Raw genomic sequence first — 25,949 nt, forward strand, 5'->3', positions numbered from 1 at the left:
GCCACGGCCGCCCTCGCGGGCGCCGCTCTCCTCGGACTCGCGGCCCCGGCCGCCCTGGCCGACTCCCCCTCGCCCTCGACGGACTCGGGCAAGGACGGTTCCACCGCGGGGCCGACGGAAGCCGGCACCACGTTCCGTACGGCCGCCAGGTTCCTTCCCGGGCAGGAGGCCACCGCGCAGGCCGCCACGGGTGACTACCTGTACTGGGTGTTCCCGGCGGACGCCGGGCAGCGGCCGACGGTGGACGCCACCGTCACCCTGCCCGACGCGGCCCTGCGACACGGGCCCGCCACCTGGCGGGTCGACGTGTACGACGGACTCCGGCGCCGCCAGCCGTGCATGTACGGGACCCAGTCCCGCGCCGCGGCGAAGGAGTCGTCGACCGTGCGGCTCACCTGTGTGCTGCGGCCGGTCCGCGCCTCGGCCGACACCTGGTCGACCGACCCGCTGCCCGGCAGCTACTACGTGCGACTGACCGCCACCTCGCTGCCGGACGAGGACCTCGGCCAGCCGTTCACGGCCCGGCTCGGGGTGAGCACCGTCGACAAGGGCGGCGCCTACGCGACCGACGGCTCGCTCGCCGCGCCGCTCGTGCCCGGGGCGACCACGGCCGACCAGGCGGAGGCCGACGAGGAGGCCGGCCGGCCCTCCGCCGTCGAGGCCGCGGCCCCGGAGGACGGCTGGTCCTCCGGCTGGTGGTCCGACCGCTGGCTCTGGACCGCGGCGGGCGGCATCCTCGCGGCCCTCGCGGGCATCGGCGGCTATGTGCTGACGCGCGGCGGCGGACGGCCGTCCCGGGTCCCGCCGGCCGCCTGACCGGGGCCGCCTGACCGGTCCACGGAACACCCGAAGGTCCCCACCGCGTCGATGCGGTGGGGGCCTTCGGCGTTCCCGAGGACACGGTCCGGGGGCGGGCCGGTCCGATTCAGCGTCGTTCCGGGTTCCGGCAGGTCCGGTCCGTTTCACCCGCGGGCGGCCGGGCGGGCCGGGAAACCGTGGACGCGGGCACCCGCCACGATCCCCACCACCGGGCCGAGGAGGACGAGCACGCTCCAGGACAGGGCGCCCGCGCCGAGCACGTCGAGCAGGACACCACCGGCGATGCCGCCCGCCGCCATGGCGGCGTTCCAGAGGCTGACCAGCAGCGTCTGGGCGGTGCCGGCGTGCTCGCCGCCCGCGTCGGCGACGGCCGTCTGGAGGAGGGTGGGCGCGCCGCCCCAGCCGAACCCCCAGAGCACGGCGGCCGTCAGGACGAGCCCGGTGCTGCCGGCCGGGACGGCGAGCACCGCGGCCGCCACGGCGACGAGGATCGTGCCGGCGAGGGTCAGGATCCGGAGCCTGCGGTCGATGTGCCGTCCGGTGAACCAGATCCCGGCGAGCGAGGCGGCGCCGAAGACCAGCAGGACGAGGCCGGTGGAGCCGGCCAGGCCGATGTGGCCGAGATAGGTGGCGACGTAGGTGTAGAGCACGGTGTGGGCCAGGACGAGGGTGAACGTGACGGCCAGGACCGGGAGGACGCCGGGCACCCTCAGGGTCCGGGCGACCGGAGCACGTCCGCCGTGCGCCTCGCCCGGCAGGTCGGGGACGGCGAGGGCGATCCAGCCGAGGAGCCCGACGGCGATCACGGTCATGGCGGTGAACGCGACCCGCCAGCCCACGGCCTCACCGAGGAAGGTGCCGGCCGGCACGCCGAGGGAGAGCGCAAGGGGGATGCCGGTCATGGCGACGGCGACGGCCCGGCCCTGGAGGTGCGGCGGGGCGATGCGCCGGGCGTATCCGGCGAGCAGGGCCCAGGCGACGCCCGCGGCGACCCCCGCGAGGAACCGGGCGCCCATGGTGAGGGCGTACGAGGACGAGACGGCCGTCACGGTGTTGGCGGCGGCGAAGCCGGCGACCGAGGTGAGCAGCAGACGCTTGCGGCGCCATGCGGCGGTGCGGGCGGCCAGGGGGACGGCGGTGAGGGCGGTGCCGAGGGCGTAGACGGTGACCGCCTGGCCCATCGCCGCCTCGCCGACACCGAGGTCGGCGCTCATGCCGGGCAGGACACCGGCGGGGAGGGTCTCGGTGAGGCTGGTGACGAAGACGGCGGTGGCGAGGGCCAGCAGCGCGAGGAGCGGCAACCGGCCGGAGGGGATTCCGGGGGCGGAACGAGCCTCGGGAGTGGAAGGGGTCTCGGGCGTGGGAACGGGTTCAGGGGTGGCGGGCGCGGCGGAACGGGCCGCCGCTGTCGTGTCGTTGGCCATGGATCTATGCTCGAACCCTCACATTGATGTGAAGGTCAAGCGAGTCCCAGGAGGGGGCGTCCATGCGGATCGGGGAACTGTCGGAGCGCACCGGAACACCGCGCCGGCTGCTGCGCTACTACGAGGAGCAGGGTCTCATCGTCGCGGACCGGCTGCCGAACGGCTACCGGGTCTACGACGAGTCGAACCTGGACCGGGTCATGCAGATCCGGGGCCTTCTGGACGCCGGCCTGCCGACCCGGATCATCAAGCAGATCCTGCCCTGCCTGAACAAGCCGCGGATCATTCATTTCCCGGACGCCACCCCGGAGATGCTGGCCACCCTGGAGGACGAGCGGGACCGGATGACCGAGCGGATCCGCTGCCTCACCCGGAACAGGGACGCGGTGGCGGAGTATCTGGACGCGGTACGGGAGAAACTGGAGTCGCCCGTCTGACGGCCCGCAGGCTCTGCAGCCCGCGGGCCTGCGGTCCCTGCCGGCCCATCGGCCAGGCCATCGGCCAGGTCAGGTCAGGTCAGGTCAGGTCAGGTCAGGTCAGGTCAGGTCATCCTGCGCGCGCCGTCGAGAACGGCCTGCCGGATGCGGTGATAGGTCCCGCACCGGCAGATGTTGCGGATCGTGTCCAGGTCCGCCTCGGTGATCTCGCGCCCGGCCTCCCGGGCCCGGCGCACCTCCGCGACCGCGGTCATGATCTGGCCCGGCTGGCAGTAGCCGCACTGGGCGACGTCGAGGTCGAGCCAGGCCTCCTGCATGGGATGGAGGTCGCTGCCCACGGTGTCGGGGAGCCCCTCGATGGTGGTGACCTCGTCGCTCGGGGCGAGGTCCTCGACGGGCACGGCGCAGGGCGTGAACGCCTTGCCGTTGAGGTGGCTCGTACAGGCCCGGCAGACGCCGACCCCGCAGCCGTACTTGGGTCCGGTGACGCCCAGGACGTCCCGGAGGACCCAGAGCAGCCGGACGTCGCCCTCGACGTCGGCGGTGACGGCCTTGCCGTTCAGGATGAAGGTGTGCTGCGGCACGGATGCTGCTCCAGGTCTCAGAGGGCGCGGTCGCGGCCGTCGGTCGGCGAGGCGGGGACGGGCGGGACGGTCGGCAGGGGGGTGAAGGCCGGCGGATCGGCGTGGTTGACGGGGAAGACCGTCGGCATGGTGCCGGTGGCCCGCCCGTAGGCGCAGGCGACGGCGGCCATGGCGCCCGCGACCGCGAGTTCGCCCGCGCCGCCCGGCTTGTCGCCGGTCGAGGGCATCACGATGATCTCGAGCTCGGGCGGGGTGTTCCACTGCCGGGTGTAGAAGTACTGGTCCCAGCTGCCTTCGAGGAAGTGCCCGTCGCGCAGGTGGAGGCCGGACGTCAGGGTGATGGCGATGCCGTCCGAGATGCCGCCCATCATCTGGGCCTCCAGGCCGCGCGGGTTGACGGCGAGACCGACGTCGACGGCGCAGACCACCTTGGTCACCCGGGGTCCGGTGACCGCGCCGGGGATCTTCCGTCCGGTGGTCTCGGGTCGGCAGTCGATCTCGACGAGCATGGCGACGACGGAGTGGTACTCGGTGTGGACGGCGATGCCCTGGGCGGTGCCGGCGGGCATGGCGCGGCCCCACTCCCCCACCTCGGCGACCTTGTCGAGGACGGCGCGGGCGCGTGGGTCCTTCATGAGCCGGCGGCGCATCGCGTACCCGTCCTGGCCCATGCGGCGGGCCAGTTCGTCCATGACGAGTTCCTGCGCGCAGCGGACGTTGGGCGAGTAGATGTTGCGCATCGACCCGGTGTTGAAGCCCTTGTCGGTCTCGGAGAGCAGCTGGGTGGTGACCCCGAGGTGGTAGGGGCTGATCTGGGTGAGCTGGAACATCGTCTCGGAGAAGGCGAGGTCGCCGACGGGCAGCCGGGCCGCCTCCGCCGTGAGGACCTCGCCGATGCCGTGCCCGAAGTCGGTGGCCACGGAGGTGTGCCGCTGCTCGTAGGTGAGGACCTCACCGAGCGTGTACGTGGCGCGGACCCGTGAGGTGGACATCGGGTGCGTACGGCCCTGGCGGAAGTCGTCGGTGCGGTGCCACATCAGCTTGACCGGCTTGCCCATGGCACGGGAGATCTCGGCGGCCTCGTCGGCGGCGTCGTGGAACAGCTTGCGGCCGAAGGAGCCGCCGCCCTCGGTGACGTGGACGCGGACGGCGGAGACCGGCAGACCGAGCTTCAGGGCGATCTGTTCCTGGGCGACGATCGGGGCCTTGAGCGATCCCCAGATCTCGGCGGAGTCCTCCCGGACGTCGGCGATCGCGCAGTTGGTCTCCAGGGCGGCGTTGCTGGCGAAGTGGAAGGTGAAGCGGGCGTCGACGGCCTTGGTGAGCAGCGGCAGCGGCGGGACGACCAGGGGGAGTTCGGCCCGGCGGAGCTTCGCGAGGACGGTCGCGTCGGAGGCGCCCTCGGCGGTGCCGGGTCCCCAGTCGACCCGGAGGGCGCGCACGGCGTCGACGCACTGGCCGAAGGTGCGGCCGCGGACGGCGACGCCGGTGGAGACGGTGACGACGTCGGTGATGCCGGGCATGGCCCGGACCTCTGCGAGGTTGGCGACGGAGCGGACCGTGCCGTTGATGGTGGGCGGGCGGCAGACCATCGTGGGCAGGGCGTCCGGGACCTGGAGGTCCATCGCGAACTTCTTGCGGCCGGTGATCGCCTCGAGGGCGTCGACGCGGCGCTGTCCGGTGCCGATGAGCCGGAAGCGGTCGGAATCCTTGAGGGTGACCTCGACGGCGGTGTCGGACACGGCGGCGGCCTTCACGGCGAGCTCGCCGTAACCGAGCATGGCGCCGGCCGGGGAGAGGACGGCGCCGGCCTTGGTGGTGAGGGTGCCCACGGCCTCGCCGAGGACGAGGGAGGCGGCACGCAGGAGCCGGCCGCGGGCGACGGCGGCGGCGACGCGCAGGGGGTGGTAGGTGGAGTACGTGGTGTTGGAGCCGCCGGTCAGCTGGTTGAAGAGCAGCTCGGGCCGCGCGTCGGCGAGCGTGACCCTGACCTTGTCCAGGGGCAGGTCGAGTTCCTCGGCGACGATCATGGCGCTGGAGGTGGTGATGCCCTGGCCCACCTCGGCGCGGGGCAGCGCGAAGTGGGCGGTGCCGTCCTCGTCGAGACGGATGGTGATGAGGTGGCTGGTGGGCAGGGCCGCGAGGGTGAGCAGCTCGTTGAGGTCGAGGAGTTCGGCGGGTCCGGGGAGCGAGGGGATGAGCGTCGGGGCCGCGGCGGCGGCCTGCCGGGGCGCGAGCGCCTCGGCACCGAGCTGTGCGGCGACGGTGAGGGTGGGGGCGGCGAGGACGTAGCCGAGGAACCGGCGCCGGCTGGTGCCGCGCGTCGCGCCGCCGTCGTCCACACCCTCGGAGCGCGCGGTTCCGTCCCCGCTGCCGCTCGTGGGGTGGTCGTCCCGCACTAGGTGCCGCCTCGCCATTCGGTGTGCCCTTCGTCATGGCCCCGAGCTGACCCCCGGTGCCGTCTCGGATGTGAAGATCATCGCTCATGTGGGTGCCCCGCGGGAGCCGTTCGGACCGACGAGTGTCAGGTCACTGTCAAGCCCCCACTCCCCGGGCTCCCCTCGCCCCCGGAGCCCTCCGAGGTGCGGCGGCACATGGGGGCGGAGGTACGCCGCGCGTGGCGGCCGCGCACGTGCACGGCGTCGCGGGGCGGACGGGAGTTCGACGACAGGACCTAGGGTGCGTCCATGACCGAAGCCGCACACGTCACCGCCACCCGCCGCTCGTACGACACGGTCGCCGTCGACTACGAGCGGCTGCTCACCGGCCAGTTGGCGGAGGTGCCGCTCGACCGGGCGATGCTCGCGGAGTTCGTGAGCGCGGTGCAGAGGGGAGAAGGGCCCCGTACCGTGGGCGATCTCGGCTGCGGTACGGGGCGGGTGACGTCGCACCTGCGTGACCTCGGCGCCGACGCTTTCGGCGTCGACCTGTCGCCGGGGATGATCGCGGTCGCCCGGGACACGTACCCGGGGCTGCGCTTCGAGGTGGGGTCGATGACCGCGCTCGGCCTCCCGGACGCCTCGCTGGGCGGGGTCCTGTCCTGGTACTCGACGGTGCACATGCCGGAGGAGGAACTCGTCGCCTCCTTCACCGAGTTCCGGCGGGTCCTCGCGCCCGGCGGCCATGTCCTGGTCGCCTTCAAGGTGGGGAGCGGGCGCGTACGCCTTGAGCGGGCGTACGGCCACGAGGTCACGCTCGACGTGTACCGCTGGTCACCGGAGCGCGTCGCCGGGCACCTGGCGGCGGCGGGCCTGGTCGAGTCGGCCCGTCTGGTGCGTGAACCGCACCCCCAGGAGAAGACGCCGCAGGGATTCCTCCTGGCGCGCAGGCCGCGCGACTGATCCGGCCCGGCGCGGCAGCGGAGCCGTACGGGAGAGGCGGCGCAGCGGAGCCGTCCGGGAGAAGCCGCGCAACGGAGCCGTACGGGCGAGGCCGCCCACCGGAGCCGTACGGGCGGCGCGGGGCGGGCGGACGGCCCCCCGCGTCGCCCGGGAGCGGAGTCGCGCGACCGGGCGGCGCAGGGCACCCGAGCGAAGCTGGGCGGACGAGATCCTGGCGCGCTGGCCGCCGCCCGCGATCAGCGCGTTGACGGATGCCATCGGGTCGCCGCCCACCGACCGGGCGAGCAACGCACCGACGACCACCGGACCGATGGCGACGGCGAGTGCCGCGCCGGTGGCGGTGACGTGCTGGAGGGGGCGGGTGCGCCGGACGTCGAAGGTCATGGTCACAGTCCAGCAGGGCGTCGGCGGCGGCGTATCGGTCCCGGTACTCAGACGGGCGCGGGCGGCTACTCAGACGTGAGCGTGAAGATCCCTCCGAGGGGTCCCGCACGAACGTTTCTTCCGCGATCCTCGGGAGCGGCGGACGCGACGAGGCGTTGCCGGGCGGGCCAGGGGAGGCGGACCAACCGTGACGACGGAGACGACGGAGACGGCAGAAGCGGGGACGACGCGGGCGGCGGCCGGCGAGGCGGCGTTGGAGATCGCCGGGAGCCGGGCGGCCTCGACCGGCACCGTGCGGGTGCCCGCCGCCGTACTCGTGGTGCAGCACGAGGAGGAGGCGGGCGCGGGGCTGGTCGGTGAGCGCCTCGCACGGAACGGCCTCCGGCTCGACGTGGTGCGCGTTTGGGAGGGCGAGGCACTGCCGGCCGACCTGGGTGGCCATGCGGGGCTGTTGGTCCTCGGTGGGTCGGTGAACTGCGAGGACGACGAGGCCGCTCCCTGGCTTCCGGGGGTCCGGGCGCTCGTCCGGGAGGCCGTGACCGAGGAGATTCCGCTGCTCGGGATCTGCCTGGGCGGCCAGATCGTCGCCCACGCCCTGGGCGGTTCGGTCACGTCACGCCCCCAGGGGCCGGAGTTGGGCGCCGTGCCGCTCCGGAGGCTGCCGGCCGCGACGGAGGATCCGGTGCTCGGAGCGGTGCCGGAGGGCGCCCTCGCGGCGCAGTGGCACTGGGACGACGTGGACCGGCTGCCACCCGGCGCGGTCCCGTTGCTGACGGGCGAAGACTGCCGGTACCAGGCGTTCCGGGTGGGGAGCGCCTGCTGGGCGGTGCAGTTCCACCCGGAGGCGGGTGGGAACACGGTGGCGGAGTGGGCGGCCGAGGACGGCGAGCGTCTCCGGGAGTCGGGCACCGACCCGGCGGCCCTGGTGACCGCGGTACGGGACGCGGAGCCCGGACTCCGCACGGTCTGGGGCGAGGTGGCGGAAGCCTGGGGCACGGTGGTCCGTGCCCACGCGGACGCGAGGCCGCGGCGGCGGCGTTTGACGCTCGATGTGCCCGCCGACCGTGTCCGGCTCATCGCCGCCGTCGGTCCAGGGCCGGTCGACGAGCCCCGGGAAGAGGAGACGGGGCAGCGCGACGGAGGTCCTCGTCCTCACCTCTCCGGTGAGTGCCTGCCCGGCGCGTCCGCTTGGCCGGGCGGGGGCGGTGGGGTTGCTTGATCGGGGCGCCGTACCGTACGGGGCACGCACCCCAGAACGAAGGAGACCGCCGCCATGGCCGACTACCGGATCGAGACCGTCCGCACCGGGTACCGGAACTGGACCGCCCGGAACGACCGGGGCGCGGAGGTCCGGATGGCCGCCGCCGACGACGCCGACGCACAGCCCTCGTTCACCCCGGTCGAGTTGCTGCTCGCGGCGATGGGCGGCTGCGGCGGGCTGGTCGTGGACCGGACCGCGCGGGCCGTGGACCACGACGACCTGAAGATCGTGGTGGAGTCGGTCTCCGGGCCCCAGGACGACGGCCGGGTGGGCCGCATCCGGGTCAGCTACGAGTTCGAGCTGCCGGACAACAACCCGAAGGCGGCGGAGGTGTTCGCCCGCGGGGTGCGTCTGACGCACGAGAAGTTCTGCACGGTGAGCCGCACCGTGGAACACGGCGCGCGTGTGGAGGCGATCCTGCCGGACGGCACGGTCGGCTTCGAGGGCTGATCCCCCGCGCATCCCCGACCCCCGGCGCGCTCCCGACCCACGGCGCACTCCCGGCGCACGCCCCGGTTCGCCCCCCGGCGCACGCCCCGGTTCACTCCTCGATCGCGCCGCCGATCCGGCGCAGATGCTGCCGGAAGGTGTACGTGGGGTCCTCGGCCCGGGCCGCCAGATAGGCGTCGAACCGGGTCTGGGCGCGGAGCGTCTCCCCCGCCCTGATGCGGCGGGCCTGTTCCCGCTCCGTGCGGAACAGCGTGCGGGCCACCTGAAGGACGGCGTCCACTCGGGCGGACGGCACGAAGAGCACACCGTCGTCGTCGGCGAGGACGACATCGTCGGCGGTCACCTCGTGCTCGCCGAACCGGGCCGTCGTCAGCGCGTCGGGGTCCCGGGGGTCGGCGCGTACGGGGCCGGGCGCGTGCCGTCCGTACGAGAACACGGGCAGCCCGATCTCGACGAGGTCGGGCGTGTCCCGGTGCAGGCCCCAGACGACCCCGGCGACACCCGCGGCTTCCGCCTCCAGGACCGCGAGGTCGCCGACGCAGGCCTCGTCGCGGCGGCCCGCGTTGTCGATGACGAGGACGTCACCGGGCCCGGCCCGGGTGAACGCCTCCAGGAAGACGTCGACGCTGCCGTAGTGGCGTGCGGGCAGCGCCCGCCCGGCGACCCGCTGCCCCGCGACGACGGGCAGAACCCCGGCGGGCGCGGCACGCAGCGGTTCCCCGAGGCGCACGCAGGCGTCGGCGACGAGAGGGGTGGAGAGTTCCGCGAAGTCGGCCAGATCCTTCGGCATCAGGCGTTCCGTTCGGTGACGAGTACGGTACGGCGGGCTGCGCGATGCTATCGGGTGGCGGTGGGCGAACGGCTGACGTCCCGCGCCGGCTCATGCCCCGCGGCCCGTCGGCGGGCGACCGGACGACGGCGTGCGACCGCTCGGCGGCGTGCGACCGGTCGGCGGCGTGCGACCGGTCGGCGGCGTGCGACCGGCTGACGTGGAACGGGTCACCGGCTGACGTGGAGTGCGACCGGCTGACCGCGTACGGCCGGCCGTCCTCCCGCGCCGGCCGACGCCCCCGGGTGCTCCTGGCGTGCAGCCCCGGCCCGGCCTCCCTACCATGAAGGCATCCCTCTCCAGAGCGAGGCACCATGGCCGCAGAGGATGCCGCCTCACCCGCCGGCCGTCCCGCGGGTCTGAAGGCGAATGCGATCGGGTTCGTCGACGCCCTCGTCATCGGGCTCAACTCCACCTCCCCCGCGTACTCCCTGGCCGCCGTCATCGGCCCGATCGTCGCCCTCGCCGGGATCTACGCACCCGGCGTGATGTTCGCGTCCTTCGTCCCGATGCTGCTCATCGCTTCCGCGTTCTACTACCTGAACAAGGTCGACCAGGACTGCGGTACGACGTTCTCCTGGGTCACGCGCGCGATGGGCCCGTGGGCCGGATGGCTGGGTGGCTGGGCCATCGCGATGACCGGCGTCCTGGTCGTCGGCTCGCTCGCGGACGTGGCCGTGAGCTTCGCCCTGCTCTCCTTCGGCCTCGACAGCTGGGTGGACAACGCCTTCGTACGGCAGTCCCTCACCGTGCTCCTGATCCTGGTGATGACGGCCGTCTGCGTCATCGGCACCGAGCTGTCGGCCCACGTGCAGAACGTCCTCATCCTGGCGCAGGTCGCCTTCCTGCTCGTCTTCGTGGGTGTGGCGCTGTACAAGGTGTACGACGGCACGAGCGCGTACGACTCCGTGGAACCCGCCCTCAGCTGGCTGAACCCCTTCGGCGCCGGAGGCGCGGCGCTGACCGGCGGTCTGCTGCTCGGCGTGTTCATCTACTGGGGCTGGGAGTCGGCGGTCAATCTCACCGAGGAGGTCAAGGACTCGGCGACCGCCCCCGGCAAGGCCGGCCTCTGGTCGACCGTCATCCTGCTGATCACGTACGTGTCGGTGGGCTTCGCGGTCGTCGCGTACGCCGGTCCGGCGTTCCTCGCGGAGAACGCGGGCGAGGAGGAGTTCATCTTCGCCCAGCTGGCCACCGATGTGCTGGGCGGCTGGGACTGGATCCTGCTCCTGGCCGTCTCCACGTCCGCCATCGCCTCCACCCAGACGACGATCATCCCGGCCTCGCGGACCGCGCTCTCCATGGCCCGACGGCGTGCGCTGCCCGCGCACTACGGACACATCAGCCCCCGCTTCCGTACCCCCGACGTGAGTACGTGGTGGGTCGCCGGCATCGCCATCGCCTGGTACCTGGTGGTGAACCAGATCAGCACCAACGCCCTCTTCGACTCGCTGACCGCGCTGTCGCTCCTGATCGCCTTCTACTACGCGCTCACCGGAATCGCCTGCGCCGTCTACTACCGGCGTCATCTCCTCGAGAGCGTCCACAACTTCCTGCTGATCGGGCTCGGCCCGCTCGTCGGCGCCGGGCTCCTGACCTGGCTCCTGGTGAGGTCGGTCTCCGACATGTCCGATCCCGCGAACTCGTACAGCGGCACCTCGTGGTTCGGCCTCGGGCCGCCGCTCGTCATCGGTATCGGCATCGCCCTCACCGGGGTGATCGTCATGATCGTGTGGCGGCTGCGGTCGCCCGCCTTCTGGGAGGAACGGCCGGGCGTGGCCGACCCCGATCTGGTGCACGGCAAGGAGCGCTGAGATGTCGGTCGTGCTCGGTTACGACGAATCCCCCGGCGCGGCCCGAGCGCTGCGGATCGCGGTCGAGGTGGCCGCCGCGTTCGACGAGCGGCTCGTGCTGGTCTACGGCGCGGCGGCGCCCGGTCCGCTGGGCGAGGAGTACCGGTCCCATTACGAGGCCATCCGCCAGACCGGCCGCGCCGGCCTCGAGCACGCGGTCACGGAGGCCGACCGGGCGGGTGTGCCGACCGTCGTCGAGGTGCTCGACAAGAACCCGGCCCAGGCCCTCATCGACGCGGCGACCCGCCACGCGGCCCGCGTCATCGTGGTGGGCAGCTGGGGCGAGAGCCCGATGCGCGGCGCGCTGCTGGGCTCCACTCCCCACAAGCTGCTCCACATGTCGACCGTGCCGGTGCTCTGCGTGCCGCCGGACGAGTGACCGCCCGGGGTCCGGCCCCGGCCCGCCCGCCGCCTCAGGGCCGCGGGAGGACCGTGACGCGGGCCGGCGCCCAGGAGGTGTGGTCGAAGGAGGTCCTGGCGTGGGCGTCCGCCACCTCCAGGCGCAGGACCCGGACGCCCCGCACGTCGACGTCCACCGGGGCGGGGCCGCCGGCGGCGGTCAGGACGGGACTGGTGAACAGGACGCGGTCGTCGCCGTACACCGTTGCGCGCGTGGCGCCGACGGAGCTCTGGCGGGCCGAGAAGTCGTCGATGCCGACCAGGGCGGTGAACCGGTTCCCGGCGCCGCCCAGGTGGAAGGCCACGTCGCTGAAGGCGTGGACGCCGAGCCCCTTGGCGTAGGTGGTGCCGCCGAAGGCGATCGGGGTGCCGTCGCCCCCGGCGTTCCTGCCGTTGGACGTGTCGCGTTCCACCGGGCCCCAGCCGTTGACGGCGTGGATCCAGGTGAGGTCGGAGAGGTAGCTGTCGCGGGTGGGCGCCGAGGGCGGAGTGGTGACGAAGCCCGCGTCCTCGTACCGCACCGGACCTCCCGGGGCGATCGCGGTGCCTTCGGCGGTGAGGGCCCACGGGGTGGATGCGGGGGCCCCGGCGGGCGGGGTGACCTGCCAGCCGGCGGTGAGCCCTGCGCCGGGAGCGAGCTGCCCGGCGGTGGTGGCCGTGATGGCCTGTACGGTCCAGCCGGCGGGCGCACGCAGGGCGAGGGCGGCGGAGCTCCAGGGCCGGGACGAGCCGTTGCCGAGCGCGGCGGTGACGGTGAAGGCCTGGCCCGGGACGGCGAGGGACGGCACGGTGAGGGTCGTGCCGAACTCGGCACGCGGGTAGGTGTCCTGCCAGGAGGAACGCATCAGCGCGACCAGTTCGGCGACCCGGGCGGGGTGGCGGAGGAGTAGGCGTCCGTGAACCGCAGCCCTTCCGCGGCGAGTCCGTCGAGGCGCGGGGTGGTGATGAGCTTCTGCCCGTACGCGCCGAGTTCGCCGTACCCCAGGTCGTCGGCGAGCACGACGACGAGGTTCGGCGGGCGGGTCGGTGCCGCCGCGCTCCCGGTCCCGGCCGCAGCCGGTTGCGGTGCCTGTGCCGGTGCCGCCTGGGCGTCGGCGGCGGTCGCGGGCAGGGCCGCGCCGAGGCCGAGGGTGGCGGCGGACCCCGCGAGGAAGCGGCGGCGACTGGACATGGTGGGGCTCCTTGGACGGGGAGTCGGACGCGGCGCGCGGGCATGCCCGGGAACGGCTGGATGCCAGGGGCGGGCGAGGGCCTGTCGTCCGCCCCTGGCGTCCAGCCGAGCATGGCGCCGGGCGCCCCGGCGGACCATGCACGGCGTATGAAAAGCGTGTGACACACGCCTGTTGGGCCGTCCCGCCCCCGCCACGAGCCGGACCGGCTCCCCGTCCGGGGCCGCAACGGCCCGTCGCCGCCGCGCCCGCCGTCACCGCTCAGTCCTGGCGTCCCGGCCCGCCCGGCACTCGGTCCAGCCAGAGTTCGCGGACCCGGTGGACCGGGTCCGATGCGACCCGGGGTTCGGTGTCCCAGATCATCGTGGCCCGTCCGGCCTCCGTGTAGCGGGGCCAGTCCGTGCCCGGGTCCTGGTCGGTCACGAAGGCGACCCAGGCCCGGTGCACGGCGTCGGCGAGCGCGCGTGGCGGCGCGTCCCCGGCGACGGCCGGTACTCCCTCGGCGTCGAGGAGGTCGAAGGCGAAGGGCAGGTCGACACAGTGGAAGGCGAGGTCCGCGGCGGGTGAGCGCCAGGCGAACTCGTAGAGCCAGGTGGGCCGTTCGCGGGAGGCGCGGGCGTCGGCGACGGCGAGGTTCGGGGCGCGGAAGGTCGCGTCGGTCAGCGCCTGGCCGAAGATCCGCTCCGGGCCGTCCTCCGCGTACGCCTCCATGAGGGCGTCGGTGTGCGCGGGGTCGAGGCCGAGGCCGCCGAGGAGGACGGGCAGCGGCGGGCCCTCCGGGCCGGGCCCGGGGAACATCGTGAACTCGTGCTCGGTGAAACCGAGCATCAGCGGCACGTCGGCGCCCGCCCCGCCCGCCGTCAGGGCGTCGAGGACGGGCAGCGGGACGAGCTCGCCGTCGGCGAAGGGAGCGAAGGACAGCATCGGCGGCAGGCCCTCGCGGTCGGGGCCCGGCTCGTTCACGCGGTCCTGGAGGGCGAGGATCTCGTCGTCACCCAGGTCGCGGAGGGCGGCGGCGGTGGCCGGTACGCCGGTGCGCGCCGTGAGGAGCCGGGAGGCGGCGCGGGCGACTTCCGGGCCGTCGGGTCGCGGGACGGCGCCCGAGACGGAGAGCGCGCCGCGGAACAGGCCCTGGGCGGCGGGGACGGCGAGGAGGGTCTGGACGGCGCCGCCGCCCGCCGACTGTCCGGCGACGGTGACCTTGGCGGGGTCGCCGCCGAAGGCCGCGATGTTGTCCCGTACCCATTCCAGGGCGGCGATCCAGTCGCGTACGCCCCTGTTGTCGGGGGCGTCCTCCAGGTGCAGGAAGCCCTCGATGCCCAGGCGGTAGCCGACCGAGACGAGGACCACGCCGTCCCGGTTGAAGGCGGCGCCGTCGTACCAGGGGCTGGCCGCCGAGCCGGCGACGTAGCCGCCGCCGTGGATCCAGACGAGGACGGGCAGCGCGGCGGCGGGTTCGGTGCCGGGGGTGAAGACGTTGAGGTTGAGGATTCCGGCGCCCGGGACGGAGGGCTCGGGGATGGTGGTGATCTCGGCGAAGGGGCGGCGCTGGGCGGTCGGGCCGTACGCGGTGGCGTCGAGCGGCTCCGTCCACGGCTCCGGCGGCACGGGCGCGGCGAACCGCAGGTCGCCGACGGGCGGCTGCGCGTACGGGATGCCGAGGAAGCGCAGACTGCCGTCTGCACGGCGCTCGCCGCGGACGGGACCGCGGTCGGTGGTCACGACGGTGCCGGTGGACACCGTGCTGCCCATGGTCACGGTGGTGCCGGTGGACACCGTGCTGCCCATGGTCACGGTGGTGCCGGTGGACACCGTGCTGCCCGTGGTACCGGGGGTCGCGGTGGGGTCAGTGGCTGAGGGGGTGCCGGTGCTGCCGGTGGTGCTCATGGGTGCTGCTCCTTCTGCGCGGGGGCACACGAAGCCCGGGGCAGGAGCCTGCCACCGGTTACTTACACGTGTCAACGATCGCCCTTGTACGCGCCTCCCCCCTGGGCAGCAGCAGCGGTGTCGCGAGCAGCAGGACGCCCGCCAGACCGATCGCCGCACGAGGTCCCACAGCGGCCGCGAGGAGCCCCCAGAGCGCGGTCAGGGCCGCGACGGAGGCCTTCGCGGTGACGGACCAGGCGGTGAGGGTACGGGCCACCCGGTCGGTCGGCGTCAGGTCGAGGCGATGGGCGGCGAGCACCGGGGTGAACACACCGGCACAGGTGATCAGCGCCAGCTCGACCGCCATCACGAGCGCGAGCCCGGTGACACCGGGGTGGACGAGGACGAGGCCGACGGGCCAGCAGGCGCGGAGCACGCCCGAGGTCCGCAGGACCCGGTGCCGGCCGTAACGCGCGACCAGCGGGCGGGAGAGCCGTGAGCCGACGAGCCCGCCGAGGCAGGGCACCGCGAAGGCGAGCCCGTACTGCCAGGGCGCGAAGCCGAGCGGCCCGAGCATCAGGACGGCGAGCAGGGGTGCGGTCGCCATGATCAGGCCGTTGACGAGGACGGAGTTGAGGAACAGCGGGCGCAGGACCGGCTGGGCGAGGATGTGCCGCCATCCTTCGAGAAGGTCGCCGGCCCGCACCCCCGACCCCTCCCTCCGCCCCTTCCTCGCGGGGCGGGGCTCGCGCCCCTTGATCGCGCGGATGCCCGCCGCCGAGAGCAGATAGCTCAGGGCGTCGACCAGGACGGTCGCCACCGGGCCGAGGAGGGCGACCAGGGCGCCGCCGAGCGGCGGGCCGAGGACGGTCGCGGTCCACATGGTGGATTCGAGCCGGGCCTGCGCGACGAGCCGACCTTCCGCCGGGACGAGCGCCTTCAGGCAGGCACCCGAGGCAGCGCCGAAGGTGATGTCGGCCGCGGCGACGACCACGGAGGCCACGAGGAGCTGGAAGAAGCCGAGCCGGTCCAGCGCGTACGCGGCGGCGACGCTCAGCATCGCCGCGCACCGCACGAGGTCCATGGCGACCATCACGGGCCGCTTGCGGCGGAACTCCACCCAGGGGCCGAGCGGCAGCGCCACCGCCGCCCCGACGGCCGCCCCCACGGCGGCCAGCGCCGCCACCTCGGCGGAGCCCTTGTGGAGCACGGTGATCGCGAGCAGCGGGAAGGCGTTGAAGGCGACCCAGGTGCCCAGGGTGCCGGCCGCGTACGCCGCCCACAGCCACCCGAAGTCCCGTCCGAGGGACACCCCGCCCGCCATGCCCGTACCCCTCTCGCCGACCGGCCGCACAACCACGGACCCTCGGTCGCCATCAAATCGAGCCGAGGACCCGCAGATCAAACAACCGAGGTGCGCATGCGTCACAACCTGTGGTTGTCGGTCTAGGCTGCGGGCGTGGATCTCGAAGCCGTACGCACTTTCCTGGCCGTGGTGGACTCGGGCCGGTTCCGGGAGGCCGCCGCCGAGCTGGCGGTCACCCAGCAGGCCGTCTCCAAGCGGGTCGCCGCGCTGGAGAAGGAGCTCGGCGTGCGGCTGCTCGCCCGTACCGCGCGGGGGGCGGAGGTGACGATCGACGGGCAGGCGTTCCTGCCGCACGCGCGCGCCCTGCTGCACGCCGAGGAGCGGGCGATGGCCTCCGTGCGGCCCGGGCGGCGGGCGCTGCGCGTGGACGTGATCGGCCGGCGGCTCGCGACCGCGGGGCTGCTGCGGGGGTTCCACCGGGCGTATCCGGAGATCGAGCTGGACGTCGTGACGCTCTTCGACGCCGACGCGGCCGTCGCCGCGCTCGGGGCCGGCACGATCGACGCGTCGTTCCGGGCGGTGACGATGCCCGGCCGTCGGCTCCCCGAGGGCATCGAGGCGCTGCCGGTCCTGGACGAGCCGCTGCGGCTCCTGACGGGTCCCGGGCACGCGCTCGCGGGCGCGCGTTCCGTCCGGCTCACGGGGCTGGCCGGCCACCGGATCTGGATTCCCGGCATCGTCGGCGGGACGGAGTGGGCGGCCTACTACGCGGACCTGGCCGCCCGGTTCGGGCTCACCATCGAGGTGACGGGCCCGGACTTCGGCCCCGAGGCGTTGTTCGACACCATCGCGGACTCCCCCGAGCTCGCGACGTTCGTCGGCGAGGGCACCCGCCTCGTCTGGCCGCAGGGGCACGACCTGCGGCGCGTCGCCGTGCACGGGCCGACTCCGGTCTATCCGCACTCACTTCTGTGGGCCGCGGACAACCCGCACCCCTCGCTGCGCACCCTTCGCGACCATCTCGCCGCCTCGCCCGAGGCCCCCGGTTCCCCCGCCGCGGCGGGGCGGGAGGCCGACATCTGGACACCTGCCTGGGCACGGCCACGGGATCACGGTCCCGCGTTCTAGACTCGGGAGGTCCGGGGGACGGGCAGGACCAGGGGAAGGCGGCCCATGACGCAGTGGGTGCACGATGCCGTGGGGGGCGCGCTCGTCCTCCTGCTCGGGGCGGGGCTCATCACCGCCGGGGTGCTCTGGAAGGGGCGTGCGGTCCGGCCTTTCGCCGCGTCCCGCGCGCGTACCGTGGCCCAGCGGGAGTACGCCCGCGATCTGCAGCGGGCGGCCGACCATGTGATCGCGCTGGCCCGCCGGTCCGCAGGCGAGGGCGAACCTGCCATCGTCACCGTCGAGGCCGTGGTGCGCACGACGCAGGAGCGTTACGGGTATGCCGGGGTGGAGCGGAGGCACGCGGCGGCCGCGCTGCGCCGCCGGTTCGAGCACTGGCGCTGCGCGGTCGACTGCGTCACCGACGCCTACGGCTGAACGTCCGCCTCGGGTACGGGCGTTCCCTGGTGGTAGTACATCCGCAGGCCCGTTCCGGCCGGAGCCGCGGGGTCGCGGCGCCAGAGCGAGCTGCGCCTGGCCCTGTGGCCGTCGAGGAGCGTCTCGTACGTGAGGTGGACGAGGCCGGGGGCGAGCAGGGTCCCCGAGAGGGCGGTGGGCTCGAAGCGCCGTCCGTCCTCGGTCGCGCCGGACATCCCGGGGAGCGAGGCGAGCATCTCCTCGTACGTCCAGCGCCGGCCGGAGGCGCCGACCTCGACGAACCCGGGGTCGAGAAGTTCGGCGGCGCGCGTCCGGGAGACCCGTACGGCCGGGTCCAGGAGCGCCAGTTCGCCGGCGACGGCCGCGGCGATGTCGGGGTCGTCGGGGGGTGCGAGGGCGGTCACGGTGTCACTCCCCCGTCGTGCCGTCGAGGCGTTCGCGCAGCAGGTCGGCGTGGCCGTTGTGCCGTGCGTACTCCTCGATCATGTGGGCGAGGACGTAGCGCACCGAGTACGTCACCTCCTCGTGGGTGCCGGTGACGTCGAGGGAGTCGGCCGCGGCCACGATCGCGCGGGCGCGGGCGCACTCCTCGCGCCAGACGGTGAACGCCTCGTCGACGTCGGCCTCGTCGACGTCGAAGTCGGCCCGGTCGGTGGAGCCCTGCGGCGTCCAGGGGCTGCGGCTCCGCTCGCCGTTGAGCGTGTTCCGGAACCAGCCTCGCTCGACCTCGGCGGCATGGCGGACGAGACCGAGGAGGGAGAGCCCCGAGGGGTCGACCGCCCGCGTCCGCAGCTGCTCCGGCGTGAGTCCCTGGCACTTCAGGGCGAGGGTGTCGCGCTGGAAGTCGAGCATGGCCGTGAGGACGGCGCGTTCGTCCCCGGTGTACGGAACGGACGTGCGGTGATCTTGAATCGTCATACGGGCATTGTGCCGCCGCCCTTCGAGGGCGGCCCGGAATTTCCCGGGCCGCCTTCGGACGGGCCGGTCTACTCGAAGGCGGCGGCGGCTCCTTGAGTGCGGCGGCGACGTTCCGGTCAGCCGGACGGCTTCGCGTAGTCGGCGAAGCCCGTCCAGTCCAGCGCGACGCAGACCTCGTCACCGAGGACCCACGCGTCGTGGCCGGGCTGGACCTCCATGTAGTCCCCGGCGCCGTACTCGGTCGTCTCGCCGTCGTTCATGACGACCTTCATCCGGCCGCTGACGATGTACCCCACGTGCGACGCCTGGCAACTGTCGGTGCCGGCGATCGGTTTGACGTGCTTGGACCACTGCCAGCCCGGCTCGAACACGGCGCGGCCGACCGCGCCGCGCGCACCGCTGACCAGGTCGAGCCTGCCCTTGCCGTCCTCGAAGGGGCGGGTCTCGTCCGCTGCGTCGAAGCTCTTCTTGACGATGCCGGTCATCATTCGCTCCCGGCGTTGGAAGGGCGGAATCCCCGAGTCCACTTCCAGGCTACGCGGCGGCGTTCCGCCGGGCACCTCGCACGCGCACGCCGCAAACGGTTCGCGTTTGCATTGAATTTTTGTTGAACAGAGATGGCCATTTGGTGGGTCCACGCATATCCGCAGCTCAAATTCTGTGCACATCCCTTATCGGACAGACCTACACATAAAGGCCAGATAAGAGCACAATGAAGCAGCGGCAGCATTTGCCGCAAGTGCGGTCAGACGTGCATGACGCCAGAAGGAGGCGAGTCGTATGGCCGACGTCTCTCACCGTCCTGGTGATATCGCAGGACACCCCGATGCGCCGGAAATGCGGGACCGTTATGCCCGTATGCTCCAGACACGAGGTGTCGCGGCGGTCGAGGAACTCGTGATCCTCGCCGGTATCTACGCCGCGATCTCCGCGTGGACGGTTCACTTCTCCGCCACCCAGCCCGCGCTCGCCATCAGCAACCTGGTCGTCGGCATCGCCCTGGCGGTCCTCGGCCTGTGCATGTCGATGGTTCCCGAGCGGTCCCAGGACCTCAACTTCGTCGTCCTGCTGATGGGTGCGTGGCTGATCATCGCCCCGTGGGTGGTCGGGTCGAGCCCCGACACCGGCACCGTCCTCAGCAACGTCATCACCGGCGCGTGCGTCTGCCTGTTCTCCCTCACGGCCGGCGGACTGCTCATGACCAAGCGAAGGACGTGACGCTCTGATCCTCTCCCGGAACGGCCACTGCCCGGTAACGAATTGACCCATGCGGTTTCAGCCACCTAAGTTCTGCGTAAAGCTTGCTCCACAGGGACAGGCTCTCCCGCTCATACCCAGTCCTTGGGGGGACAAAGTGAACTGGTACCTCGACGTCATCAAGAAGTACGCGGTCTTCAACGGCCGGGCGCGCCGCCAGGAATTCTGGATGTTCGAGCTTTTCAACATCATCATCGCGATCGTGCTCGCCATCATCGGCGTGGCGCTCGACTTCTCGCTCCTGAGCACGCTGTACTCGCTGGCCGTCTTCCTGCCGTCCCTCGGCGTGACCGTGCGCCGTCTGCACGACACCGGCCGCTCGGGCTGGTGGATCCTCATCGGCCTGGTGCCGATCGTCGGCTTCATCGTCCTCATCGTCTTCGCGGCCTCCGAGGGCGACCAGCACGAGAACGCGCACGGCCCGAACCCGAAGCTGGCCCCGGCCTACTGACGGTCCCGGCCCTCGGCGGGTCCAGGCCTCCCGAAGGTCCCGGCCCGCTGAAGGCCTCGTACGCGCACGCGGCCCCCGGAGGAATCCTCCGGGGGCCGTCCGCATGCCGGAAGGCTTCCCGAGAGCCGACCCGGTCACTTCGTCGCCCGGCGCGGTGCCGCATAGAGCCGCCGCGGCGCGTTCGCACCCGCCGCCTTGTGCAGGATGGCGCACGACCGGGACCGGAGGCCCCGCCTAGCCTCGCCGCAACGGCACCAACGAGGGGCGGTACCACCGGTGAACTGGCACATCCACGACTACCGCGAGAGCGATCTCGCCGCCGTCGTCCATCTGATCGACACGACCGCGGAGCTCGGTCAGGAGTCCGTGTTCTCGCTGGCCGAGTGCATCAGCGCCCTGACCACCCGCCAGCCCGCCGTGGTGGCCGTCCACCAGGGCGTCCCCATCGGCGCCGCGCTCGCCTCCGTCTCCGGCGAGCGGGCGTGGGTCATGCGGATCGCGATCTCCTCGGCCTGGCGCGGCCGCGGTCTCGCCAGCGCGCTCCTCGTGGAGCTGGAGCGGCGGCTGGTGGCGGCCCGGGTCGGGCGGATCGCGTACGTCCTGCCGGAGGAGGAACTCCTCGGGGAGGGTCTCCTCAACGCCGGGTACACACGCCAGCCGGCCGTCGCGTACTTCGAGAAGGTGGAGCCGCTGCACGGTCCTGCCGCCGGACTCCTCGACGATCTGGGCGGCCGGCTCCTGCCCGGCGATCTGTGGGCCAAGGTCGCCGGCATGGAGCGGGAGAAGGACCTGATCGAGCGTCGGGTGGTGCTGCCGCTCGCCGAGCCGGAGCGGGCCGGCCGCCACGGGGTGCGGCCGCCGCGCGCAGTGTGCCTGTTCGGTCCGCCGGGCACCGGCAAGACGACGTTCGCGCGCGGGATCGCCTCACGGCTCGGCTGGCCGTTCGTGGAGATCCTGCCGTCCCGCCTCGCCGACGAGGGGAACCTCGCCGCCGCACTGCGGTCCGCGTTCGCGCGGATCGCGGAGCTGGAGCGGGTGCTCGTCTTCATCGACGAGGTCGAGGAGATCGCGCCCGTACGCACGGAGCCCGCGCAGCCCGGTGGCATGCACGGGGTGACGAACGAACTCCTGAAGCTGATACCGGGGTTCAGGGAGCGGGACGAGCGGCTGCTCGTCTGCGCCACCAACTCGATCCGCTCACTGGACCCGGCGTTCCTGCGGCCCGGCCGCTTCGACTACCTCATCCCGATCGGCACGCCGGACAAGGCCGCGCGGGCGGCGATCTGGGCCCGGTACACCGACGGCAGGACGGACGTCGACATCGACGAACTGGTCCTGGCGAGCGACCTTTTCACCCCGGCCGACATCGAGCACGCGGCCAGGATCGCCGCCCAGGCCTCCTTCGAGCGGGATCTGCTCGCCGTGGGCGGGCGGGGCGGCGAGGGTCCGGTGCCCGGGGCGAGCACCGCGGACTATCTGGCGGCCATCGGTGAGTGCCGGCCGACGGTCACCCCGGAGATGGTCGAGCAGTTCGCCTCGGACATCACCACGCACGCACGGACCTGAGGGCGAACGTCTCGCGGGCGGCGTCCAGTTCGGCCCGGTCGGGCGGCTGGGCGCCGGCCCGGGAGACGGTGACGGCCGCCGCCGTGCCCGCCCTCCCCAGGATCCTCGCGAGGTCTTCGGCGCCGAGTGTGCCCAGGGCGTCCCGCTCCCACCCGGCGAGGGCGTCGAGGACGGCGGACATGAAGGAGTCGCCCGCGCCGACCGTGTCGACGACGGTGACCGGCGGCGCCTCGGCGGCGACCGTCTCCCGTTCGGTGAAGGCGAGCGAACCGGCCGCGCCGCGGGTGACCAGGACGACGGCCGGGCCGAGGGCGAGCCAGCGGGCGGCGACCGTCTTCGGCTCCTCGCCGGGGTACAGCCAGGCCAGGTCCTCGTCGCTCGCCTTGACGAGGTCGCTGAGGGCGACGCAGCGCTCGACGCGGGTCACGGCCGACCCGTGCTCCCCCATCAGCGCGGGCCGCACGTTGGGGTCGTAACTGACGGTGGCGCGCTCCCGCAGCCGCTCCGTCTCGGCGAGGACCGCGGCCGCGCCGGGCGCGGTGACGGCGGCGATCGAGCCGATGTGCACATGGCGGGGCGCCAGGCCGGCCGGCGCCCCGCCCTTCAGTGTCCAGGCGATGTCGAAGGTGTACGAGGCCTGACCGCGCGCGTCGAGACCGACGACCGCCGACGGGGTGCGTTCCGGCACCTCCCCGACCTCCACCCGTACGCCCGCGCCCTTGAGGTGGGCCCCGATGAGCCGGCCGGTGGTGTCGTCGGCGAGCTGGGTGAGCAGGGTGACGTCCCTGCCGAGCCGCCCCAGGCCGTAGGCGACGTTGGCGGGGCTGCCGCCCGCGTGGACGCGGTCGGCGGCGCCGGAACCGGCGGGGGCGCGGACGATGTCGGCGACGCACTCGCCGATGACCAGGAAGGACATGGGTCGGAGCTCCTTGGCGTGGACGATCCGCAGATCGTACGTGGCCGCCGACCGCACCGGAGCGGGGCGGTCGGTGACCGGGACGATCCCCATATCGTGGTCACGAGCGCTGCGGGCGACGCCCGGGAGCGACGAGCGACGACGACAGGGGGACCGGACCGGTGGAGCAGTACGAGGGACTCGACCTGATGACCTTCACGGAGACCGCGGCACTGGAGGCATGGCTGGAGAGTCACCATGCGGACCGGCCCGGGATCTGGCTGAGGATCGCCAAGAAGGGCAAGGGGGGCACGTCGCTGACGAATCCGGAGATCCTCGACTGCATGCTCTGCTTCGGCTGGATCGACGGTCAGCGCAAGGGCGGGGACGGGACGTACTACTTCCAGAAGTACACGCCGCGGCGCTCGCGCAGCCTCTGGTCGCAGGTGAACGTCCGCAAGGTCGCGGTGCTCACCGAGTCGGGGCGGATGCGTGAGCCGGGCCTCGCCGAGGTGCGGGCGGCGCAGGCGGACGGCCGGTGGGAGGCCGCGTACCCCTCGCAGGCCGAGGCGACCGTGCCGGACGACCTCGCGGCGGCGCTCGCGTCCGACGAGGCGGCGCGGGCCGGCTACGAAGCGCTCGGGAAGACGGACCGGTATCTGATCATCATGAGGCTGTGGCAGGCCCGCACCGAGAAGGGCCGTGCGCAGCGGCTGGAGCGGACGATCGCGAAGCTGGCGGCGGGCGAGAAGGTCCGGTGAGCGACGGCGGGCCGGGACGTCATCGGCCGCGGCGGTAGAGGACCTGGTGGGCGTCGTACTCGACGAACGAGGAGACGTGGGTCATGCCGACGGCCTCCAGGAGCCGCCGGGAGCGGTGGTTCGCCTCCTGGGTCAGCGCGACCACGCTTGGGGTGCCGAGAAGCGTGGCCTCGACGACGGCGCCGACGGCCTCGCGCGCGTAGCCGTGCCCCCAGTGCTCGGGCAGGAACTGGTACGAGATCTCCGTCTCCCCTTCCCGTGCCGCGGGTTCCACCGTGACGAGGCCGAGCAGGACCTCGTCGACCGTCCGTACCACCGCGTACACGCCGGGCGCCCCCGCGACCCGCCGCTGCCGGATCCGTACGACCTGTTCGGTGACCGGGCCGCCCAGATGACGCCTGACCTCGGGGTCCGTCCACAGCCGGGTGACCGCCGGCACGTCGGCGGCGCGTACGGGCCGCAGCAGGAGCCGCTCCGTGGCGAGGGGGGCGGTTTCCGGTGTCGGGGCTGAGATCGACGAGGCGGCCATACGTCCGATCATCTCAGCCCCGGCACCCGGCCGTCGGATCCGGTCCGAGGACCGGTCGTCGATCCGGCCTAGGACGAGGGGCCGACGCGGGTACGGTCTCCGGGCCGAGGTGCGGGCGGGCGCGGCGGCGGCAGGATGACGCTCATGCGAATCGGAATTCTCGGTACAGGAAATGTGGGACAGGCACTCGCCTCGGCGTGGGCGCGGGCCGGCCACGAGGTGGTCCTCGGATCACGTCGGCCGGACGACCCGGAGGTGCTCGCGAAGCTGAAGGAACTCACCGCGTCGGGATTACGGATCGACAGCCCGGCGGGAACGGCGGCGCACGCCGAGGTGCTGGTGAACGCCACCCCGGGCACGGCGTCCGTGTCCCTGCTGCACACGATCGGCGCGGAGGCGCTCGCCGACAAGATCATTCTTGACGTCGGGGTCGGCTTCCTGGAGGACGGATCGCTCTCGCATCCGGGCGTCAGCCTGGGCGAGGAGATCCAGCGGGCGTTCCCGGAGACACGCGTCGTGAAGACGCTCTGCACCATCGACCGGAAGGTGATGATCGCGCCGGACTCCCTGGAGGGCCCGGCCACGGTGTTCCTCTCGGGCGAGGACGCGGAGGCGAAGAAGGTGGTGCGCGGTCTGGTCGGCGATCTCGGCTGGGCCGACGACGCGCTGCTCGACCTGGGTGGGATCGCGACGGCGCGGGGCCAGGAGAACTTCGCCCTGCTGTTCATCGGGATCGCGGGGGCGACCGGCACCTACGAGTTCGGCATCCGGGTCGTCCTCCCCACCTCGGCCGGGAGCGGCCCCGACCACTAGCCGATCCCCCGCCGGCGACCTACCGGCTCACTCCGCCATGCGACGTGTCAGTGCGGCAAGGGCTCCGGGCCGCCGGCCCGGGACCCGCTGCCGCAGGGCGATGAGCAGGGGGCCGAGGGCGCGGGCCCGCGCCCGGTCGCCGATCCGTTCCCACTGGTGGTGGGCCCGGTCCACGGCCCCTTCGACGTCGCCGTCGTCCGTGCGCTGCCCCAGCGCGAGCCGGGCCTCGGCGGCGGAGAGCCACAGTTCGCAGCTGCGGGCGGGTTCCCCGGCGAGGCGGGCGAGGTCGGCCCGTACCTCCGTCCAGTGGACGGCCTCCGCGGACCGGGGCCCGTGGCGGCGCAGGGCCTCGCGCTCCCAGGCCGCCGCCACCGCCGCCGCCTCGCCGTGACGCCCGGCCGTCGCGGCGGCCAGGATCGCGGGGTGCGGGTCCTGCTCCACTACCGGCACGGGAGCGGGGGCGGGTGCCAGGAGGAACGCCCCCGGCGCGGCCGCGGCGGTCTGGGCCGCCGACTCCGCGTGGAGGGTGGCGTAGGGCAGGCGGGCGCCGGAGCGCCAGAGTTCCGCCCAGGACCGCAGATAGGCGGGGGCGAGGAGCTCGCCCCTGCGCGGGGCGGGGGTCACCCTCCCGTAGAGGACCGGACCGGGCCCCGGATACAGGAGGTCGGGTGTGGTGGTGAGGCGTTCCCATACGGCGGGGTCCGCGGCGAGGTCCGCGACGACGGTCGTGGTGCCGGGGGCTCGGGCGGCGAGTTCGGCGGCGAGCCAGTGCCAGGGCAGCGCCGTGTAGCGGAGGGTCGCCGGGGTGGTGCGGGCGAGGGCGAGGTGGGGCAGTTGCTGCCGACGGTCGAGATGGAGCTGCCCCGCGAGGCAGAGCACGAGCGGGCCCGGGCTCGCCGCGGCGGCACGCAGCCGGGTGAGGACGGTCTGCGGGTCGAGCGGATCGGCGAGTTCGACGAGTGTGGCGGTGCTGGTTCCGGTGAGGACGCCGGGCGGCACGGCGGCGAGGGCCGGCAGCACGGACGCGGCGTCCATGGCGCGGCCGCGCCCGGCGGGCGCCGCGGCGAGCAGAAAGGCGGTGCCGGTGGCGGCGGT

28 protein-coding genes are annotated in these 25,949 nt (G+C 73.5%); 14 read left to right on the forward strand and 14 right to left on the reverse strand.

Annotated elements, in window-relative coordinates; translation table 11 throughout:
* Positions 1-816 (forward strand): hypothetical protein (locus AOK00_RS10055; protein ID WP_055599957.1); only part of this gene is annotated, 816 nt, incomplete at its 5' end.
* Between the two features lie 146 nt (positions 817-962).
* On the opposite strand, the gene AOK00_RS10060 is transcribed toward AOK00_RS10055, so the two are convergent.
* Complete coding sequence (locus AOK00_RS10060) at positions 963-2,243, reverse strand: MFS transporter (protein WP_079041919.1); 1,281 nt, start codon at positions 2,241-2,243, stop codon at positions 963-965.
* A gap of 62 nt (positions 2,244-2,305) precedes the next feature.
* Here AOK00_RS10060 and AOK00_RS10065 point away from each other — a divergent pair, with 62 nt between their 5' ends.
* A complete protein-coding gene (locus AOK00_RS10065) occupies positions 2,306-2,680 on the forward strand; it encodes a MerR family transcriptional regulator (protein ID WP_055599958.1) in 375 nt (124 codons plus the stop codon).
* A 104-nt stretch (positions 2,681-2,784) separates the two neighbouring features.
* On the opposite strand, the gene AOK00_RS10070 is transcribed toward AOK00_RS10065, so the two are convergent.
* Together AOK00_RS10070 and AOK00_RS10075 are read right to left on the reverse strand one after the other, a co-directional pair.
* Complete coding sequence (locus tag AOK00_RS10070; protein WP_055599959.1) at positions 2,785-3,264, reverse strand: (2Fe-2S)-binding protein; 480 nt, start codon at positions 3,262-3,264, stop codon at positions 2,785-2,787.
* A gap of 17 nt (positions 3,265-3,281) precedes the next feature.
* On the reverse strand, positions 3,282-5,681 hold the full coding sequence (locus AOK00_RS10075; protein ID WP_254047302.1) for a molybdopterin cofactor-binding domain-containing protein: 2,400 nt from the start codon (positions 5,679-5,681) through the stop codon (positions 3,282-3,284).
* Between the two features lie 270 nt (positions 5,682-5,951).
* Here AOK00_RS10075 and AOK00_RS10080 point away from each other — a divergent pair, with 270 nt between their 5' ends.
* The 3 genes from AOK00_RS10080 (at position 5,952) to AOK00_RS10090 (ending at position 8,700) form a co-directional block, all read left to right on the forward strand.
* A complete protein-coding gene (locus tag AOK00_RS10080) occupies positions 5,952-6,605 on the forward strand; it encodes a class I SAM-dependent methyltransferase (protein WP_055599960.1) in 654 nt (217 codons plus the stop codon).
* A gap of 571 nt (positions 6,606-7,176) precedes the next feature.
* Positions 7,177-8,208, forward strand: a complete 1,032-nt coding sequence (locus tag AOK00_RS10085; RefSeq protein WP_055599961.1) for a type 1 glutamine amidotransferase — start codon at positions 7,177-7,179, stop codon at positions 8,206-8,208.
* A gap of 54 nt (positions 8,209-8,262) precedes the next feature.
* Complete coding sequence (locus AOK00_RS10090; RefSeq protein ID WP_055599962.1) at positions 8,263-8,700, forward strand: OsmC family protein; 438 nt, start codon at positions 8,263-8,265, stop codon at positions 8,698-8,700.
* 91 nt (positions 8,701-8,791) lie between these two features.
* On the opposite strand, the gene AOK00_RS10095 is transcribed toward AOK00_RS10090, so the two are convergent.
* Positions 8,792-9,490, reverse strand: coding sequence for an RraA family protein (locus AOK00_RS10095; protein ID WP_055599963.1), 699 nt, complete (start codon positions 9,488-9,490; stop codon positions 8,792-8,794).
* Between the two features lie 353 nt (positions 9,491-9,843).
* Here AOK00_RS10095 and AOK00_RS10100 point away from each other — a divergent pair, with 353 nt between their 5' ends.
* Complete coding sequence (locus AOK00_RS10100) at positions 9,844-11,343, forward strand: APC family permease (RefSeq protein WP_055599964.1); 1,500 nt, start codon at positions 9,844-9,846, stop codon at positions 11,341-11,343.
* Between the two features lies 1 nt (position 11,344).
* Complete coding sequence (locus AOK00_RS10105) at positions 11,345-11,761, forward strand: universal stress protein (protein ID WP_055599965.1); 417 nt, start codon at positions 11,345-11,347, stop codon at positions 11,759-11,761.
* 34 nt (positions 11,762-11,795) lie between these two features.
* Here the strand turns inward: AOK00_RS10105 and AOK00_RS10110 are convergent, their stop codons facing one another.
* From AOK00_RS10110 to AOK00_RS10120, 4 genes are all read right to left on the reverse strand, one after another.
* Positions 11,796-12,626, reverse strand: a complete 831-nt coding sequence (locus tag AOK00_RS10110) for an NPCBM/NEW2 domain-containing protein (RefSeq protein ID WP_079041920.1) — start codon at positions 12,624-12,626, stop codon at positions 11,796-11,798.
* Positions 12,626-12,952 (reverse strand): sulfatase-like hydrolase/transferase, encoded by a 327-nt coding sequence (locus tag AOK00_RS36880; protein ID WP_107097356.1) that lies wholly within the window; start codon positions 12,950-12,952, stop codon positions 12,626-12,628. Before AOK00_RS36880 ends, AOK00_RS10110 begins: the two co-directional genes overlap by 1 nt.
* 259 nt (positions 12,953-13,211) lie before the next feature.
* Entirely contained in the window at positions 13,212-14,837 is a 1,626-nt protein-coding gene (locus AOK00_RS10115) for a carboxylesterase/lipase family protein (RefSeq protein ID WP_254047303.1), read from the reverse strand.
* 58 nt (positions 14,838-14,895) lie between these two features.
* Entirely contained in the window at positions 14,896-16,140 is a 1,245-nt protein-coding gene (locus AOK00_RS10120) for an MFS transporter (RefSeq protein ID WP_055600008.1), read from the reverse strand.
* 135 nt (positions 16,141-16,275) lie between these two features.
* Between AOK00_RS10120 and AOK00_RS10125 the strand changes: the two genes are divergently transcribed.
* On the forward strand, positions 16,276-17,250 hold the full coding sequence (locus AOK00_RS10125; protein ID WP_055599966.1) for a LysR family transcriptional regulator: 975 nt from the start codon (positions 16,276-16,278) through the stop codon (positions 17,248-17,250).
* 45 nt (positions 17,251-17,295) lie between these two features.
* Complete coding sequence (locus tag AOK00_RS10130; protein WP_055599967.1) at positions 17,296-17,664, forward strand: hypothetical protein; 369 nt, start codon at positions 17,296-17,298, stop codon at positions 17,662-17,664.
* Here the strand turns inward: AOK00_RS10130 and AOK00_RS10135 are convergent.
* The 3 genes from AOK00_RS10135 to AOK00_RS10145 form a co-directional block, all read right to left on the reverse strand.
* Positions 17,655-18,068, reverse strand: coding sequence for a DUF4440 domain-containing protein (locus tag AOK00_RS10135; RefSeq protein WP_055599968.1), 414 nt, complete (start codon positions 18,066-18,068; stop codon positions 17,655-17,657). The genes AOK00_RS10130 and AOK00_RS10135 overlap by 10 nt on opposite strands.
* A gap of 4 nt (positions 18,069-18,072) precedes the next feature.
* Positions 18,073-18,582, reverse strand: a complete 510-nt coding sequence (locus AOK00_RS10140; protein ID WP_055599969.1) for a DinB family protein — start codon at positions 18,580-18,582, stop codon at positions 18,073-18,075.
* A 116-nt stretch (positions 18,583-18,698) separates the two neighbouring features.
* Complete coding sequence (locus AOK00_RS10145) at positions 18,699-19,067, reverse strand: cupin domain-containing protein (RefSeq protein ID WP_055599970.1); 369 nt, start codon at positions 19,065-19,067, stop codon at positions 18,699-18,701.
* A gap of 373 nt (positions 19,068-19,440) precedes the next feature.
* On the opposite strand from AOK00_RS10145, the gene AOK00_RS10150 reads away from it, so the two are divergent.
* The 3 genes from AOK00_RS10150 (at position 19,441) to AOK00_RS10160 (ending at position 21,856) form a co-directional block, all read left to right on the forward strand.
* A complete protein-coding gene (locus AOK00_RS10150) occupies positions 19,441-19,800 on the forward strand; it encodes an SPW repeat protein (protein ID WP_254047304.1) in 360 nt (119 codons plus the stop codon).
* Positions 19,801-19,936: 136 nt separating this feature from the next.
* Entirely contained in the window at positions 19,937-20,290 is a 354-nt protein-coding gene (locus AOK00_RS10155; RefSeq protein WP_055599972.1) for a DUF805 domain-containing protein, read from the forward strand.
* A gap of 276 nt (positions 20,291-20,566) precedes the next feature.
* Positions 20,567-21,856, forward strand: a complete 1,290-nt coding sequence (locus AOK00_RS10160; RefSeq protein WP_055599973.1) for an ATP-binding protein — start codon at positions 20,567-20,569, stop codon at positions 21,854-21,856.
* Here AOK00_RS10160 and AOK00_RS10165 read toward each other — a convergent pair.
* The gene (locus AOK00_RS10165) at positions 21,834-22,772 is read right to left on the reverse strand and encodes a carbohydrate kinase family protein (protein WP_055600009.1); all 939 of its coding nucleotides are present in this window, start codon (positions 22,770-22,772) and stop codon (positions 21,834-21,836) included. The genes AOK00_RS10160 and AOK00_RS10165 overlap by 23 nt on opposite strands.
* A 188-nt stretch (positions 22,773-22,960) precedes the next feature.
* On the opposite strand from AOK00_RS10165, the gene AOK00_RS10170 reads away from it, so the two are divergent.
* Entirely contained in the window at positions 22,961-23,512 is a 552-nt protein-coding gene (locus tag AOK00_RS10170) for a YdeI/OmpD-associated family protein (RefSeq protein ID WP_055600010.1), read from the forward strand.
* A gap of 19 nt (positions 23,513-23,531) precedes the next feature.
* On the opposite strand, the gene AOK00_RS10175 is transcribed toward AOK00_RS10170, so the two are convergent.
* Positions 23,532-24,041, reverse strand: a complete 510-nt coding sequence (locus AOK00_RS10175) for a GNAT family N-acetyltransferase (RefSeq protein WP_254047305.1) — start codon at positions 24,039-24,041, stop codon at positions 23,532-23,534.
* Positions 24,042-24,185: 144 nt separating this feature from the next.
* Between AOK00_RS10175 and AOK00_RS10180 the strand changes: the two genes are divergently transcribed.
* Positions 24,186-24,854, forward strand: coding sequence for an NADPH-dependent F420 reductase (locus AOK00_RS10180; protein WP_055599975.1), 669 nt, complete (start codon positions 24,186-24,188; stop codon positions 24,852-24,854).
* Positions 24,855-24,881: 27 nt separating this feature from the next.
* On the opposite strand, the gene AOK00_RS10185 is transcribed toward AOK00_RS10180, so the two are convergent.
* Positions 24,882-25,889: a hypothetical protein gene (locus tag AOK00_RS10185; RefSeq protein WP_173861538.1), complete on the reverse strand. Its 1,008-nt coding sequence runs from the start codon at positions 25,887-25,889 to the stop codon at positions 24,882-24,884.
* Positions 25,890-25,949 lie beyond the last annotated feature (60 nt).

The sequence above is a fragment of the Streptomyces aureus genome, assembly GCF_001418135.1.
GTDB classification, from domain to species: Bacteria; Actinomycetota; Actinomycetes; order Streptomycetales; family Streptomycetaceae; genus Streptomyces; species Streptomyces aureus_A.